Annotated in this window: 14 protein-coding genes; 5 read left to right on the plus strand and 9 right to left on the minus strand. The window is 70.2% G+C overall.

Features of this window, described 5'->3' with window-relative positions; translation table 11 throughout:
• Nucleotides 1-96 precede the first annotated feature (96 nt).
• Together VF289_RS02795 and malQ are read left to right on the plus strand one after the other, a co-directional pair.
• Nucleotides 97-1,707, plus strand: a complete 1,611-nt coding sequence (locus VF289_RS02795) for a dolichyl-phosphate-mannose--protein mannosyltransferase (protein WP_330880868.1) — start codon at nt 97-99, stop codon at nt 1,705-1,707.
• Between the two features lie 78 nt (nt 1,708-1,785).
• A complete protein-coding gene (malQ, locus tag VF289_RS02800) occupies nt 1,786-3,990 on the plus strand; it encodes a 4-alpha-glucanotransferase (RefSeq protein WP_330880869.1) in 2,205 nt (734 codons plus the stop codon).
• A gap of 101 nt (nt 3,991-4,091) precedes the next feature.
• Here the strand turns inward: malQ and VF289_RS02805 are convergent, their stop codons facing one another.
• The 6 genes from VF289_RS02805 to VF289_RS02830 all read right to left on the minus strand — a co-directional run bounded on the left by VF289_RS02805 (nt 4,092) and on the right by VF289_RS02830 (nt 9,281).
• Nucleotides 4,092-4,565, minus strand: coding sequence for an S-ribosylhomocysteine lyase (locus tag VF289_RS02805; RefSeq protein WP_330880871.1), 474 nt, complete (start codon nt 4,563-4,565; stop codon nt 4,092-4,094).
• 138 nt (nt 4,566-4,703) lie between these two features.
• Nucleotides 4,704-5,249: a LysR substrate-binding domain-containing protein gene (locus VF289_RS02810; RefSeq protein ID WP_330880873.1), complete on the minus strand. Its 546-nt coding sequence runs from the start codon at nt 5,247-5,249 to the stop codon at nt 4,704-4,706.
• Between the two features lie 9 nt (nt 5,250-5,258).
• A complete protein-coding gene (locus tag VF289_RS02815; protein WP_330880874.1) occupies nt 5,259-6,071 on the minus strand; it encodes an alpha/beta hydrolase in 813 nt (270 codons plus the stop codon).
• Nucleotides 6,068-6,775 carry an alpha/beta hydrolase gene (locus VF289_RS02820; protein ID WP_330880876.1) on the minus strand — a complete coding sequence of 236 codons (708 nt, stop codon included), beginning with the start codon at nt 6,773-6,775 and terminating at the stop codon, nt 6,068-6,070. The genes VF289_RS02815 and VF289_RS02820 overlap by 4 nt, the downstream gene beginning before the upstream one ends.
• A gap of 291 nt (nt 6,776-7,066) precedes the next feature.
• Nucleotides 7,067-8,068, minus strand: a complete 1,002-nt coding sequence (locus tag VF289_RS02825; protein ID WP_330880878.1) for an IS481 family transposase — start codon at nt 8,066-8,068, stop codon at nt 7,067-7,069.
• 76 nt (nt 8,069-8,144) lie between these two features.
• Entirely contained in the window at nt 8,145-9,281 is a 1,137-nt protein-coding gene (locus VF289_RS02830; RefSeq protein WP_330880879.1) for an MFS transporter, read from the minus strand.
• A 77-nt stretch (nt 9,282-9,358) separates the two neighbouring features.
• Between VF289_RS02830 and VF289_RS02835 the strand changes: the two genes are divergently transcribed.
• Nucleotides 9,359-9,982 (plus strand): helix-turn-helix domain-containing protein, encoded by a 624-nt coding sequence (locus VF289_RS02835; protein WP_330880881.1) that lies wholly within the window; start codon nt 9,359-9,361, stop codon nt 9,980-9,982.
• A gap of 21 nt (nt 9,983-10,003) precedes the next feature.
• Here the strand turns inward: VF289_RS02835 and VF289_RS02840 are convergent, their stop codons facing one another.
• Entirely contained in the window at nt 10,004-10,999 is a 996-nt protein-coding gene (locus VF289_RS02840; protein ID WP_330880883.1) for a LysR family transcriptional regulator, read from the minus strand.
• Between the two features lie 75 nt (nt 11,000-11,074).
• Between VF289_RS02840 and VF289_RS02845 the strand changes: the two genes are divergently transcribed.
• Nucleotides 11,075-11,914: an aldo/keto reductase gene (locus tag VF289_RS02845; RefSeq protein ID WP_330880885.1), complete on the plus strand. Its 840-nt coding sequence runs from the start codon at nt 11,075-11,077 to the stop codon at nt 11,912-11,914.
• Nucleotides 11,915-12,084: 170 nt separating this feature from the next.
• Nucleotides 12,085-13,017 (plus strand): aldo/keto reductase, encoded by a 933-nt coding sequence (locus VF289_RS02850; RefSeq protein WP_330880887.1) that lies wholly within the window; start codon nt 12,085-12,087, stop codon nt 13,015-13,017.
• Nucleotides 13,018-13,132: 115 nt separating this feature from the next.
• Here VF289_RS02850 and VF289_RS02855 read toward each other — a convergent pair whose 3' ends face one another.
• Together VF289_RS02855 and VF289_RS02860 are read right to left on the minus strand one after the other, a co-directional pair.
• The gene (locus tag VF289_RS02855; RefSeq protein WP_330880890.1) at nt 13,133-14,047 is read right to left on the minus strand and encodes a helix-turn-helix transcriptional regulator; all 915 of its coding nucleotides are present in this window, start codon (nt 14,045-14,047) and stop codon (nt 13,133-13,135) included.
• A gap of 137 nt (nt 14,048-14,184) precedes the next feature.
• The gene (locus VF289_RS02860; protein ID WP_330880892.1) at nt 14,185-15,027 is read right to left on the minus strand and encodes an oxidoreductase; all 843 of its coding nucleotides are present in this window, start codon (nt 15,025-15,027) and stop codon (nt 14,185-14,187) included.
• Nucleotides 15,028-15,468 lie beyond the last annotated feature (441 nt).

Genomic DNA, 15,468 nt, shown 5'->3' on the forward strand with positions numbered 1-15,468 from the left:
GCAGCGGGACACAGTGCGGCGCCGCCTCCTGGCCGGGCCCGTCCGACGCGCCGGCCTCCACCCGCTGCGGCACCGCCCATGTCCTAGCATGTGCGGGTGCCCACGGAGGAGGAAGCGACACCGAGCGCCCATCGCGCCGCCGTCGATGACGAGCCGCGCGCCCTGGCCGCCTCCTACCGGCGACGGCTGAACACCTTCGACCTCCCGCTCTCCCGTCTTGCCTGGGCGGGGGCGATGGCGCTCTTCGGGCTCGCGCTGGTGCTGCGGATGTGGGGGCTCGGATCGATCGATGAGCTGATCTTCGACGAGACCTATTACGTCAAGGACGGATACACCCTCACCCAGGAGGGGGTGGAGATGTCCTGGCCCGAGGAGCCCGACGCCGCCTTCGAAGCCGGCGACGTCGACTCCTACCAGCCCGACGGCGCGTACGTCGTCCATCCGCCGCTGGGCAAATGGCTGATCGGTGCCGGCATGCTGCTGCTGGGGGCCGACAACGCCTGGGGCTGGAGGATCTCCTCGGCCGTGCTGGGGGCGGTCGCCGTCCTGCTGCTGGCCCGGATCGGTCGGCGGCTCTTCCGCTCGACGACGGCCGGCATGATCGCCGGGCTGCTGCTCGCGATCGACGGAGTGCACCTGGTGCACTCGCGCACCAGCCTGCTGGATCCGTTCCTGATGTTCTTCGTGCTCGCGGCCTTCGGGGCGCTGCTCATCGATCGCGACCGCTTCCGTGCGCGACTTGCGCTGGCCGCCGCGGAGCTGCACACGAGCTCCGAGGCGCCCCCGCCGCTCGGGGTCTCGGGCGGTCTGCGACCGTGGCGGCTGGCTGCCGGACTGCTGCTGGGCATGGCGTGCGCGGTGAAGTGGTCGGGGCTCTACTTCGTGGCGGTCTTCGGGATCATGACGGTGCTGTGGGACTGGTGGGCGCGCCGCACCGTCGGTCAGCGGGACTGGCTGCTCGGCGGTCTGGTCAAGGACGCGATCCCCGCGTTCTTCGCGATGGTCGGCACCGCGCTGGTGACGTACGTGGTCTCCTTCGCCGGATGGTTCGCCTCCGACACCGGCTACCACCGCCACCTCGCGGCAGCGGAGGGCGAGGCCACCGGGATCGGGGTGCTGGACTCGCTGCACTCGCTGTGGCTCTATCACGCCCAGGCCTACACCTTCCATGTGGGTCTCGACTCCGAGCACCCCTATGAGGCGAATCCGTGGGGCTGGCTGCTGCAGATCCGTCCCACGAACTTCTACTACCGCTCCTTCGAGTACGGCGAGCAGGGCTGCGAGGTCGCGACGTGCGGGGCCCACATCCTCTCGGTGGGCAATCCGCTGATCTGGTGGCTGGGGACCCTCGCTCTCGTGGTGACCCTGCTGTGCGGGGTGGTGCACCGCGACGGCCGTGCCTGGGCGGCGCTGTCGGGGATCCTCGCCGGCTACGTGCCCTGGCTGCTGTACAGCGATCGGACGATCTTCACCTTCTACACCGTGGCCTTCGCTCCGTGGGTGATCCTGTGTCTCGCCTATGTGATGACGCTGGTGATCGGTTCCGCCCGGGCGGAGCCGGAGCGGCGCCTTGCCGGGGGGCTGTTCGTCGGCTCCCTGCTGGTGCTGATCGTGCTCGTCTCGGCGTTCTTCTGGCCGATCTGGACCGGTCAGGTGATGGACGTCGAGCAGTGGCGCTACCGGATGTGGCTGCCGTCCTGGACCTGAGCGGAAGGCTCCGTCCCCGCCCGTCGGGCACCCTCGCAGAGTGCGTGTGAGGATCCTCGCGAGCGCTACGATTGCCGCATGGCCCCAGATTCCTCAGCGCTGCGAGATCTCGCCCGCGACCTCGGTGTCAGCACCCAGTACTGGGGCTGGGACGGCACTCTCAAGGACGTCGCCGACGCCACCCTGCACGCGATCCTCGCCGCCCTCGGCTCGCCGGTCTCCTCCGAGCAGGACATCGCCGCCGTGCGGCGCGACCGCGAGCGCGCCCCCTGGGAGCGCTCGCTGCCGCCGGTGACGGTGCTCCGCCAGGATGTCGCGACCACCGTGCCCGTGCACGTCGACCACGGCACCGCGGTCCGCGCCCACCTGCTGCTCGAGGACGGCGGACGGCGGGATCTCGAGCAGGCCGAGGACCATACTGCGCCCTTCGACCTCGACGGCACGCTGCGCGGCCGGGCACGCTTCCACCTGCCGGCCGGACTGCCTCTGGGCTGGCATCGGATCGTGGCCGAGACCGTGCAGGGACCGTTCGAGGCGGACGTCGTCGTGACCCCGACCCGGCTGACGGTCCACGAGGAGTTCGCGGCGAAGCGCGCCTTCGGTCTCCAGGCTCAGCTGTACTCGGTCCGTTCGCAGCGTTCCTGGGGCATCGGCGATCTCGGCGACATGCGCGACCTCGCCGCCATCGGAGGCGCCCGCCATGGTGCGGACTTCCTCCTGGTCAATCCCCTGCATGCGTCCTACCCGACGCCACCGGTCGAGCCCTCCCCCTATCTCCCGGTCACCCGCCGCTTCACCAGCGCCCTGTACCTGCGCATCGAGGACGTGCCGGAGTACCGCGAGCTCACCGACTTCGCGCGCCAGCGTGTGGCGCTGCTGCGGGAGTCGGTCGCCGACTGGAACGACCGCGTGGATCGGCTCGAGCGCGACGAGGTGCTGACGACGAAGCTGCAGGCCCTCGAGGAGCTGTTCGCGGTGCCGCTGACCGCAGGCCGGCGAGCGCTGCTGGACTCCTACCGCTCCCGTGAGGGTCAGGGCCTGGAGGACTTCGCGCTGTGGTCCGCGATCGCGGAGTCGGTGCGCGGCACGGCCGACGAATCCATGCTCCTGGATCTCGACGAGTCCGCTCTCGCCGGGGCCCGACGCGAGCTGTCCTCTCGGATCGATTTCCATGTCTGGACCCAGTGGCTGCTGGACGAGCAGCTGAGCGCCGCCCAGACCGCGGCGCGCGATGCCGGCATGCGGATCGGGATCATGCACGACCTGGCCGTCGGCGTCGAGCAGATCGGTGCGGACTCCTGGGGGCTGCGCGAGGTGCTCGCCCGCGGCGCCGCCGTGGGCGCCCCGGCCGATCAGTACAACCAGCAGGGGCAGAACTGGCACCAGCCGCCCTGGCACCCGGAGCGGCTGCGGGACGCCTCCTACCGACCCTGGCGGGACATGCTGCGCACCCTGATGCGCCACGCCGGGGCGCTGCGGATCGACCACGTGCTGGGCCTGTTCCGGCTGTGGTGGATCCCCGAGGGCCATGAGGCGGCCGACGGCGCCTACGTCTCCTATGACCATGAGGCGATGATCGGCATCCTCGCCCTGGAGGCTCACCGATCCCACGTCCTGGTGGTCGGCGAGGACCTCGGCACCTTCGAGCCGTGGGTGCGCGACTACCTCTCGGCCCGCGGGATCCTGGGCACCTCGATCCTGTGGTTCGAGTACGACGCCGAGGGCAGGCCGCTGCGTGCCGAGGACTACCGCACCCTGTGCATGGCCTCGGTGAACACGCACGATCTGCCGCCGACGGCCGGCTATCTCGCCGGCGACCACGTCACCCTGCGCCATGAGCTGGGGCTGCTGGAGCGCGACCTCGCACAGGAGCATGCGGCCGATGCCGCCGGGCGCGAGCAGGTCCTGGACCTGCTGCGCGCGGAGGGCCTGCTGGCGCCCCGACGCGATGAGCTCGCGCCCCGCGACAGTGCGCTGGCACCCCACGGTGACGAGGACCCCACCGGCACCGGCACGCTCGAGGGCGGGGACATCGAGCAGACCGTCCTCGCCCTGCACCGGCATCTGGCCCGCACGCCGTCGATGCTCCTGGGCGTCTCGCTGGTGGACTGCGTGGGCGAGCGCCGGATCCAGAACCAGCCCGGTACCGACGAGGAGTACCCGAACTGGCGGATTCCGCTCGCCGATGCCCAAGGGGCCGCGGTGTCGATCGATGACATCGCGACCGACGAGCGCACCGCGCGCCTGCTGACCGCGGTGCGGGACGGCCTCGCGCAGGGCTGAACCGCAACCGGTCAGGACCCTGCCGACAGGCCCCTGCCGTCAGGACGATGCTGGCAGGACGATGCCGTCAGCGCCGTGCGGCCCAGGTGGCTCGGCGGGCCTCAGCCCGCGGTGACCTGTCCCCAGGCCTCGCGCTGGTCGAGGAACGCCCGGGCGGCGTCCTGTGCTCCGGCGAGGTCGTGGTGGGCGCCCCAGCCGCACTGCACCTCGTTGGCGGCGGGCACCTCGTCGGCGGAGATCAGCTCGCGCAGCGTGGCCTCGAGGACCGGTGCGAAACCCTCCGGGGTGTGGTCGCCGACCAGCAGCACGTAGAAGCCCGTCCGGCAGCCCATCGGCGAGACGTCCACGACGTCGCCCGAGTGGTTGCGCATGTGCTCGGCCATCATGTGCTCGAGGGAGTGCACGGTCTCTGACTCCAGATGCTCCGTGTTCGGCTGGGTGAACCGGACGTCGAACTTGGTCAGCACGTCACCGCCGGGCAGTTCTTTGCGGTCGGCGATCCGCAGGTAGGGCGCGGCGACGGTGCGGTGGTCGAGGTTGAAGCTCTCGACGTTCATGCGGGGCTGCTCGGTCATCGGTGAGGCTCCTTCGAGGTGCGGCGGATGGAATTAGGCCGTGGTGAGCGGGACGGGGTCACGCTGGACGGGACGGGCTGGCGGGGCGGGGGCGCGGCGAGGCGGTGCGTCAAGGGCGAGGCGGGAACGCCTCTGCGGTCAGCGGCTGGATCGTGCCGTGCGACCGCGCACCACGCCGACGAACTCCTGGCGGAGCGGGTCGTCCTGCGCGCGGGACCAGGCGAGCGCGATACGGGTCGGCTCCGCATCCCGCAGCGGGCGGGCGACGGCGTCCTTGCGATGATGGAGGCGCGCCAGCGACAGCGGTACCCGGGTGTAGCCGACGCCGGTGGCGGCGACGGCGATGCGCTCGGCGGCGTCGTCTGCGTGAGCGGCAGGGATCTCGGTCTCCTCGGCGAGGTCCTCCTCGCCCACCTCGTCCAGCAGGCTGAGCACGTTCTCGGTGCCGACCATGATCGCCGCCCGCTCCTCCCACAGCGGCACGACGTGCAGGTCCTCCGACTCCAGCGGGAGGCGCACGAAGCACATGTCGACCTCGCCCGACGTGAGCGCCTCGGCCTGCCTCGAGAGCGGGACGGGAGTCAGCGCGAGCCAGGCCTCGCGTCGGCCGGACTTCCAGCGGCGCAGGAAGCGGTCGGGTTCGACGCCCGGGACGAAGCCGATGCGGAGGGTGGTGCGATCCATGTCCCCAGCCTACGACCCGCCGGACCCGGTCGCGCGGCCGTGCTCGCGCTGCGCCCGGGCCAGCACGCGCAGCAGGTCGGCGTTGAATCGGTGCGGGGCGTTGAGATTGACCATGTGGGTGCCGTACGGGAGCAGTTCGAGCCGCGCTTGCGGTGCGGCGCGGACGAAGGCCTGCTCGTCCCAGCGCATCTGGTCGAACCGTCCGTGCAGGAACGTCACCGGGACCGGGATCCGGGCGAGGTCTGCGGCGAGATCCAAGCCGGCGAGAGCGGCGAAGGCAGGCGCGACGACGGAGACGTCGGCCCTCCCTCCCCGGTGGTACGCACGGGCCCCGTCGGCCCCGAGGAGAGCGACGAACAGCGGGGCGGTGCCATCACCCATCCCCGGGACCGCCTCGGCGAGACCGATCAGCCCGGCGTACAGGCGGGCCAGCAGCGGGCTCGGCTGGAGCGCCGCGCCGCACGCGGTGAGCGAACCGAGCGCGTTCGTGGTCCCGTCCGAGGCGGCCCCGTCGGCGCGGCCGGTCGCGAGCCGGGCGGCGGCGTGGATCGCGAGCATCCCGCCGAGGGAGCTCCCCACCAGGTGCACGGGCAGTCCGCTGTCGGTCCCGGCCCGGGTCACGGCATCCAGGATCGTCGTGAGGGCATCATCGAGGACGAAGGCCTCGTCGCGTCGCTCGCCGTGGCCGGGCAGGTCCGGGGTGTGCACAGGGTGCCCGGCGGCCCGCAGGGCAGGCAGCTGCAAGTCCCACTGGCTGTGAGAGGTGCGGGTGCCGTGGACCAGCACCACAGGCCACGGGTCGCGCAGCTGTGCGCCGGTCATGCGATCGACCCGAGAGGTGTCCGCGGTCGGGCACGGTCGCGCAGCAGCTTCGCGAAGCGCTTGGGCCGGGAGAGGTTCGCAATGTGTCCGGCGTCCTCGAGGATCACCAGCTCGCCGTCCCGGGCGGCCTCGAGGAACAGGGCCTCGTGCCGGCGGAAGGGGTCGTGCTCGCCGTTGACGAGGGTGAGCGGCACGTCGATCGCGGCGATGTCGGCGAGCAGGTCGAGGCCGCCGATGAGCCGCACCACGGCCCGCACCACGCCGTGGGCGCGGCCGCCGCCGTAGTAGCGCTTCGCGGCCTTGCGCGAGTGACGGCGGGCGAAGGAGCGCGCCACCCGGGAGTCGGAATCGCCGGGCAGGAAGTCCTTCATCGTGATCCACAGCCCGTACAGGCGCGCGCTCGCAGGGCCCGGCACGATCGTGCAGTCCGCGGCGACCACTCCGGACAGCCGTCCCGGATGGGTCCCCGCCCAGTGCAGGGTGAGATAGCCGCCGAGAGACAGTCCCACCAGCAGCGGCGGCTGCTCGCAGGCGGAGACGGCCTCGTCGATCGTGGCCAGGGCGCCGTCGAGGGTGAAGGTCTCGCCGCGGCGAAGGCCGTGACCGGGCAGGTCCGGGGCGATCACCTCGAATCCCCAGTTCCTCAGCCTGCGCCGCTGCCCCTTCCACATCGTGCGGGAGGAGCGGATGGCATGGATCAGCACGATGCTGCGGGTGCTCCTCGGCGTCGCGCTCGCGATCGCGGCGGGATCCGATGCCGGGACCGACTCCCCCGACTGCCTGGTCCGCTCTGCTGCCTCACTCATCCCTGGTGCACCCCCGATGGCTGCCGCGTGCGCCGACGTCCTCCGCCCGCTCACGGGTGAGCGTAGCCGGTGCAGCTCCGCCGTGCCTCGTCTCGCGACCGCGCCCCCTGCGAGGAGGCCGACAGCCGCTCCCGGCCAGGGCCAGCAGGGCCGCTATCAGGAAGGCTCCCCGCAGGCCGATCATCTCCCCTAGGTGTAGTTGGTCATGACGTTGTCGACGCCGGTGTGGAGGCGTGAGGCCGGGGGCTGGTCGCCGCAGGCGGTGTGGGGGCGATGGTAGTCATAGTGATGGACCCAGACCGCGATGGCCTCTCGCCGTTCGTTCTCGGAGGCGTAGGGGCGGGCGTAGAGGCATTCGTCGGTGAGGATCCGCTGGTAGCGCTCGATCTTCCCGTTGTGGCGGGGAGTGTAGATCCGCGTGTGCTGGTGGCGGCCGATGAACGCGCTGGTCGAGCGGCGGAACGCTTTGGCGGTGTAGTTGCTGCCGTTGTCGGTGACCAGGCGGGAGATCTTCGTGATGCCGTGGGCAGCGAAGAACACTCGGGCGCGATGGAAGAACCCGATGGTCGTGGCGGCTTTCTCGTCCTCGAGCGCTTCGGTGTAGGCCAGGCGGGAGAACCCGTCGATGATCGAGTGGAGATAGTTGTAGCCGACTCTTTGGCCATGCTTCTTCTTGTCCTGGACGGAGCCGCGGCCATGGGCCCACCACCCGCCGCCGTCTCGGAGCTTGCCGACCTTCTTCACGTCCATGTGGACCATGTGGCCGGGATAGCGGGCGATGATCTTCCCTGGTGAGCGGAGGTTCTCGCCGTCCGGGGTGATGTCGCGGATCCGATTCAGTCCGAGCCGGTCCAGCCACCGCGTCACCGTTCTCACGCAGCATGCGAAGCCGTGGCCGTCGGCGAGTTCGCGGGCGATCCGGCGGGCGGACCATTTCTTCTTCCGTCGCCAGGACTCGATCAGCTCGAGCACCCAGATCGGCAGGCGGGTGGGGCGGTTTGCCGGCGCGCTGGAGTGGTCCTCGAGCCCAGCCTCGCCGTGGTCACGGTAGCGACCGACCCATTTCGAGAGCGTGGTGCGGGCGATGTGGAACTCGGCTGCGACGTGGGCGATCGGGCGGCCGGAGTCGATGACCTGGGCGACAGCACGCTGCCTTCCAACGACGGTCAGTGGCGCATTACGGTGGTGCATGGAACGGGCCTCTTCCTGCGAGACGGTTGCTTAGACACCACCCATCGTGCAGTCCAGGGGCCCGTTCCTTCATCCCCTACGCGGTGTCCACAACGTCATGACCCGCAACACCTAGGGCCCCGATCACCGGAGCGGCGAGCGCCTGCCCGAGGGCGACCATGAGGAAGGCGGTGCCGACACCCAATGCCGGATGCCGAGCATGGACGGCGGTCCCCCAGAGCAGGAGGAACCCGGTCAGCGCGATGTATGCCGCGCCGAATCCGGCAAGTGCCGCCCAGGCCGGGCCGATGATCCCCGGCCATGCCGCGAGCAGAGAGGTGGAGAGTGCGAGGGCGAGCATCCCGGCCCCCCACCCCGCCCGGAGTCCGATCCGCTGGGCGAGGTCTCCGGCTCCGGCACCGAGCACGCCGAAGATCCCCAGCACGATCCACCCGAGAGTCGACGCCTGCCCGCTCATGCCGCCCTCCGTGACGAGCAGATCTCGGCCGAACGTCCATATCGCTGCACTCGAGGCCCCCATCAGCAGGGCTGCGCTGATCAGCCGGCCGCTGCCCAGCGGGAGCAGCGGACGCGGCAGGGAGGTCGGACCCTCTGCCTCCCGCACTTCCACCCGGGGGCCGGGGACGGATCGGAGGGCCCAGAGCGTCACCAGCGCGCACAGCGCGGCGAAGGCGAGCCAGGCGAGCCGCCAGTGCTCGTGCGTGAGCAGCGCGACCGGGCCGGCGACCGCGACGCCCACCCCGGTGCCGGCGTTGATGACCGTCTGGACCCGGTCCCGGCGGGGTCCCGGCACCGCGCGGGTGACCGCATGGGCGAGCGGCGGGGAGGCGACGCCCGTGCTGGCACCGGCGATGATCACCCCAGCTGCGAGGACGGCCGCGTTCGGCGCGAGGGCGACGACGAGTGTTCCCGCCGTCGCGACGAGACCGGCGGCGACCGCCACGCTCCGACCGCCCCACCGTGGGGTGAGCAGCATGGCGAGCACGATCGCGATGCAGTAGGCGGCGTAGGAGCCGGAGGCGATGGCCCCCGCAGTGGCGCCGCCGAGCGCGAACTGTTCGCGGAATATCGGCACGAACAGGCCGTAGGAGAAGCGGGCCAGGCCGTAGCAGACCGCGATCAAGGACAGTCCCGCCGCAGCGAGCCCCCACGCACCGCGTCCGGCCGGAGCCCTCTTCCCACGGTCGATGTGGGGGTCCGTGCTGATGCTCATCACCACTCCTACTTCACAGATCTGTATACCGCTGGCCCGGTGAGTATACTGATCTGTGAACTTCAGGAGGGATGGCCATGACGACCACAGCAGAGCACACCGAGGACATGGCGGTGCCGGAGCTCACCCCCCGTGCCCGGCGGATCCTGGAGGTGGCGTCCGAGCTGTTCTACCGGCAGGGCATCCATGCCGTCGGGGTGGACACCATCGCGGCCGAGTCCGGGGTGACGAAGCGGACGCTCTACGACCGCTTCGGCTCCAAGGACAACCTGGTCACCGCCTACCTCCGGGCCCGCCATCGCGCCTGGTGGCAGCGGCTCGAGGAGCGCCTCGCCGCAGCCCCGGGGTCGCGCACGCTCGCGGTCTTCGACGCCTACGCCGAGGACCTGCTGCCGGCCGACCGCGGCTGCGGCTTCCTCAACGCCGCCGCAGAGCTCCCGCGCGAGCATCCCGGCTACCGCGTGGTCCAGGTGCACAAGCGCGCGGTCCGTCGGCGGCTCGAGGAACTCCTTCGCGAGGAGCGCCCGGAGCTCCAGGCCGAGATCACCGCCGAGCACCTGTTCCTGCTGCTCGAGGGCGCGATCGCCCACCGTGGCATCGACGGCGACGGCCACCTCGCCCGGCGGGCCCGGAGCATCGCCACGCAGCTGCTCGACGCCGCACTGGGCCCCTCACGCGAGCATCCCCCGGCGGGAGGCTGAGCCGCGCCTCGCCGGAGTCTCTCAGCGCGTGACGCTCGGCTTCTTGACGTCGACGCGCTGCGCAGCGTGTGAGGCGCCGTCCTTCTCGCCGGCGATCGCCTCTGCCTGGTCGCAGAGCTCCGCCCCATCGGTCCCGGGACAGTGCTCACCGAGCAGCTCGAGCAGCATCCCCGCCGGGATGTCCGTGCGCTCGTGCATCGGGCTGATCGCGCTGACCGTCCACTCCTTCGAGGTCGACCCCGGCAGGGACGCCTTGACCAGCTGCTCGGCCTGCGGCTTCGCAGCGACGTGCTGCGGGACGATGGCGATGCCGAGACCGCGCCCGACCAGATCGAGCAAAGTGTGGACGTCGTTGACGCTGCAGCGCACCCGGCGGGAGATCCCGTGGGCCGCGAGCGACTCCTCGTTCAGGGTGCGCACGCCCCAGGACGCGCCGAAGTCCACGAACCCCTGGCCGTCCAGCAGCTCCCAGCTCAGCTCCGAGTGAGCGGCCAGGGGATGATCCGGGGGCAGGAGCACCACGAGCGGCTCGTGCCCCAGCGGCAGGTGCCGCACGGCGCCCAGATGCCGGGTGGTCGCGACGAAGGCGACGTCCAGGTCCCCTGTGCGCACCGCCTCGACCAGCTCATGGGATCCGGACTGGACGAACTCGGTCTCCACCAGGGGGTAGCGGCGATGGAAGCGCTCGAGGAGGGCGGAGACGTCGACGAGGCCGAGGCACTGCTCGGCTCCGACCCGCAGCGAGCCGGTGACGGTGCGACTGACCCGGACCACGGCGTCACGGGCCCGGGCCGCCTCGTCGAGGATCGTCCGCGCATGCGGGACCAGCGCGTGGCCTGCGGCGGTGGGTTCGACTCTGCGGGTGGTGCGGTCGAAGAGCGTCGTGCCGAGCTCCGCCTCGAGGCTGCGAATCGCTGAGGACAGGCCCGACTGGGAGATCCCGGCGAGGTCGGCGGCGCGGGTGAAGTGCCGCTCCTCGGCGAGTGCGACCACGTACTCCATCTGACGAAGCTCCATTGACCACTCCTGCTTCTCAATGCCATCGATCCAAGCTGTTGGACGTATAGATTACGCGCTTCTACTCTCTCCGACATGACATCAGTTCCCACCCTCACCCTGAACTCCGGCCACAGCATCCCCCAGCTCGGCTACGGCGTCTTCAAGATCGACCCGGCGGAGGCCGAGTCCGCCGTGAGCACCGCTCTCGAGCTCGGCTACCGGCACATCGACACCGCCGCGGTCTACGGCAACGAGAAGGGAGTCGGCGCGGCGATCGCGCGCAGCGGCATCCCGCGCGACGAGCTGTTCGTGACCACCAAGCTGTGGAACGACAAGCAGGCGGGCACGGACCCGCACGACGCGATCCGCACCAGCCTGGAGAAGCTGGGCCTGGAGTACGTGGACCTCTACCTCACGCACTGGCCCACCCCCGAGAAGAACACCTTCTCGAACGCCTGGGAGAAGCTCATCGAGATCCGCGACGCCGGACTGTCCCGCTCGATCGGAGTCTCCAACCATCTCCCCGAGCACCTGGACCGCATCGTCGAGGACACGGGCGTCGTCCCCGCCGTCGACCAGATCGAGCTGCACCCCGCCCACCAGCAGAGCGACATCCTCTCGTGGGCGACCGAGCACGGCATGCACATCGAGTCCTGGGGCCCGCTGGGCCAGGGCAAGTATCCGCTGTTCGAGGCCGCGCCCGTGGCCGAGGCCGCCGCCTCCCACGAGGTGACACCCGCACAGGTGGTGCTCCGCTGGCATCTGCAGCGCGGGATCATCGTCTTCCCCAAGTCGGTGCACCGTGAGCGCATGGCCCAGAACCTCGACGTCTTCGGCTTCGAGCTCAGCGCGGACGAGATCGTGAGGATCGATGCCCTCGATCCCGGCGACGGCTCCGGCCGCGTCGGCGGCCACCCCCTTGAGGTCAACTGACCGCACCATCCACCGTGGGCTGCCTGCCGCGGCCCGCACAGGGCAGAATCACCGCAGGACCTCCACCACCACGCGTCCACCGCTGTTCACACCCGCCGCAGTGCGCACTCGTCGCAGTGCTCATGCATCGCAGCGGGAACCCGCCACATCACAGGAGCATGATCTCGACGATGAAGACCTTCACCCTGCCCGGCACCGATCTCACGGTGCCCAACGTGACCCTGGGCCTGATGCGCATCCAGGACAAGACCGACGACGAGGTGCGGACCCTGGTCCGGACAGCACGGGACGCCGGCATCAGCTTCCTCGATCATGCCGACGTCTACGGATCCGATCTGCACGGCTGCGAGCGGCGGTTCGCCGAATCGCTGCAGCTCTCCGCGAGCGAGCGGGCCGACTGGGTGATCCAGACCAAGGCCGGGATCGTCCCCTCCGGGCCGTACTTCGACTTCTCCTACGAGCACATCATCGAATCCGTCGAGGGGTCGCTGCAGGCACTGGGCACCGATTACATCGACATCCTGCTCCTGCACCGGCCGGACGCACTGGTGGAGCCGGAGGAGGTCGCCCGTGCCTTCGACGAGCTCGAGGCGGCGGGCAAGGTCCGCGCCTTCGGCGTCTCCAACCACACGCCCCGCCAGATCGACCTGCTGCGCAAGTACGTGAAGCAGCCGATCGTGGCCAATCAGGTGCAGCTGTCGATCACGCACTCGCCGCTGGTCGCCCAGGGCGTGGCCGCGAACATGCAGGGCCTCGATCAGTCGATCACCCGCGACGACGGCCTGGTCGACTACTGCAGGCTCCACGACATCACCCTGCAGGCATGGTCGCCGTTCCAGGCCGGGTTCTTCAACGGGCCCTTCCTCGGCTCTGCGGACTATCCGGAGCTCAACGAGGCGATCGATCGCCTGGCGGCGAAGTACGACGTCCCGGTGATCGCGATCGCCGTCGCCTGGATCACCCGTCATCCCGCCCGGATGCAGGTCGTGCTCGGCACCACCACGCCCCAGCGGGTGGCTGATGCCGCGCTCGGCTCCGAGGTCCCGCTGGAGCGCTCGGAGTGGTACGAGCTGTTCCGCGCCGCGGGATACACCGTCCCCTGAGCGGGGCGGCAGGACACTGAAGAGGCGGCCTCTGCTGGATGGACTTCCAGGTCAGAGGCCGCTTCTTCGGTGGAGCAGCGGTGCACCTCCGAAGCGGCTCCTCAGCCCAGCGGTGTCAGCGTTCTTCGGCGCCGGCTGGGTCGCTGTGAGGACCGGCGGGTTCCGTGGTCTCACCATCTGCCGAGGGGGTGCGGTCGGAGTCGGCCCAGGCGCTGAGGAAGGCCAGCCCCTGTGCGGAGCGGGAGTTCGGTTCCGTGGTATAGGTGAGCAGAGTCTGGTCCTGTGCGCCGCGCACGTCGAGGACCTGGAAGTCCAGTGAGAGCTCCCCGACGGTGGGGTGGAGGAAGTGCTTGCGTCCAGAACGCTGAGCGCGAACCCGGTGGGTGGACCACCAGTGACGGAAGTCCTCGTCCTTCATGGACAGCTCACCGATGAGGCGTGCCAGTGCAGGGTCCTCCGGGTAGCGTCCGGCGTCCATCCTGAGGTAGGCCACGCATTCCTTGGCGACCGTCTCCCAATCGCGATAGAGACTGCGGATCCGCTGGTCGAGGAACGCCAGCCGGATGTGGTTGCGCTGCGGCGGGGCGAGTGCGTCGAAGTCTGTGAAGAGGGCGGCCCCCAAGGTGTTCCAGCCGACGATGTCCATCCGCCTGCCCAGCACCAGTGCGGGCACGCCGGTCATGCTGTCCAGCAGCACCCGGGTGGGTGCCGAGACACGTTGCGACTCAGGTGGTGTCTTCCGTGCCGGTGCTGCCGGGCCCGTGGCCTCGGCCGCGCTGCGAAACAGATACTCCTCCTCGTCGGGGCGGAGGTCGAGTGCCTGAGCCAGTGCTCGGAGGATCTCTGGTGAGGCGGTTCTCGCTCGGCCCTGTTCCAGGCGCACGATGTAGTCCGCGCTGACTCCGGCCAGCATGGCCAGCTCCTCCCGCCGCAGGCCTGGCACCCGCCGGTGACCGGCACTCGGTATTCCGGCGGCCTCGGGGCTGACCTTGGCGCGGCATGCGCGCAGGTAATCACCCAGTTCGGTCATCGCGTCCTCTTCCTATCTGTTCTCGGCCAACGCCAGCGCCCTGTGCGAGCTTCCCGGGGCGGAGGTGACGAGCTGAGAGCCGCCACCTCCGCGAGGGGAGCACCGAGCGCCCGGTGCCGGGTCCGTGCCCAGTGTCCTCAGACCAGCACGTCGTCGTGGTCGGTGGAGGCCGCCAGATCCCGCCAGGCCTCTGATTCTGTGCGCAGCTGAGTGATCTTGGCGTCCAGTTCCTTCAGGCAGTCGCTGCCCAGCTGAGCCCGCACTGGCGGATTCTCCGCGTCAGCCAGGGTCAGGAACGCGGTCGCTCCCTTGACAGGGTCCCCTGGCTGGGTGTGGTTCAGTCCGGGGACCGTTCCGCGGACCACCCCGGCGGTGTGGGCATAGTCTTCGATCACGGTGGTCTCGGTGCTCAGGCTGCGGTCGTCGAGGAAGTCGGTGCGGAAGTAGCCCGGCTCCACGACGGTGACCCTGATCCCGAGGTCTGCCAGCTCCTCGTGCATGGCCTCGGAGATTCCTTCGACGGCGAACTTGGTGGAGCAGTAGATCCCGAAGCCCGATGAACTGCTGAAGCCGCCCAGGGAGCTGACGTTGAGGATCCTGCCCGAGCGCTGGGAGCGCATGACCGGCAGCAGCGCGCGGGTGACGTTCAGCAGGCCGAAGACGTTGGTGTCATAGATCGAGCGGACCTCGGCATCGGTGGACTCCTCCACCGCGCCCAGCAGGCCACGTCCGGCATTGTTGACCAGCACGTCGATCCGGCCGAAGGTCTCGACCGCGGAGGAGACCGCTGTACGGGCCTGATCCTCGTCGGTGACATCGAGGGCGACCGCGAGCACGCGGTCACCATGGTGGGACAGTGCGTGTGCAATGGTCTCGGGCCTGCGGGCGGTCGCCACGACGTTGTCGCCGCGCTCCAGTGCCTGACGGGCGATCTCCAGGCCGAATCCGCGCGATGCGCCGGTGATGAACCACGTACTCATGAGTTGCTCCTTGACGGCTGAGATCGACGGTGTCCCGATCGAGGGGCCCCGTGCGCGTGTGCAGCGCAGAGGAGGGGACGTCCTTCATGCTTGCTGGTCGCCGGGGACGGAGCCAGGGAGAGAAATGCATAGGAACAGGGAGCTGCCGCAAGGTCAGCCGCCCGGTGCGCAGAGAGATGTGCTGACGACGGCGGGCCATGGAGTTCCGGTGAGCCTGGGCGGATTCAGGCTTCGCCCGGGGCCTTCGTCTCCATGTGCTCGGCCATGCCATCGGGTCCGAAAGGGGCGTCGTTCGCGGGGCATCAGGGGGCGGCTCGGAACCGAGCACCGCACAGATCCCCGCCGGGCCCTCCAGCCCGCCCTGCCGCAAACCCGAAGTCCCCACCCTGAGAGGCCCCCGCCACCCCCGACCCCGAACCCACCCCAAAAAGCCAGAGCCGC

It is taken from the genome of Brachybacterium sp. (assembly GCF_036379615.1).
Taxonomy (GTDB): Bacteria; Actinomycetota; Actinomycetes; order Actinomycetales; family Dermabacteraceae; genus Brachybacterium.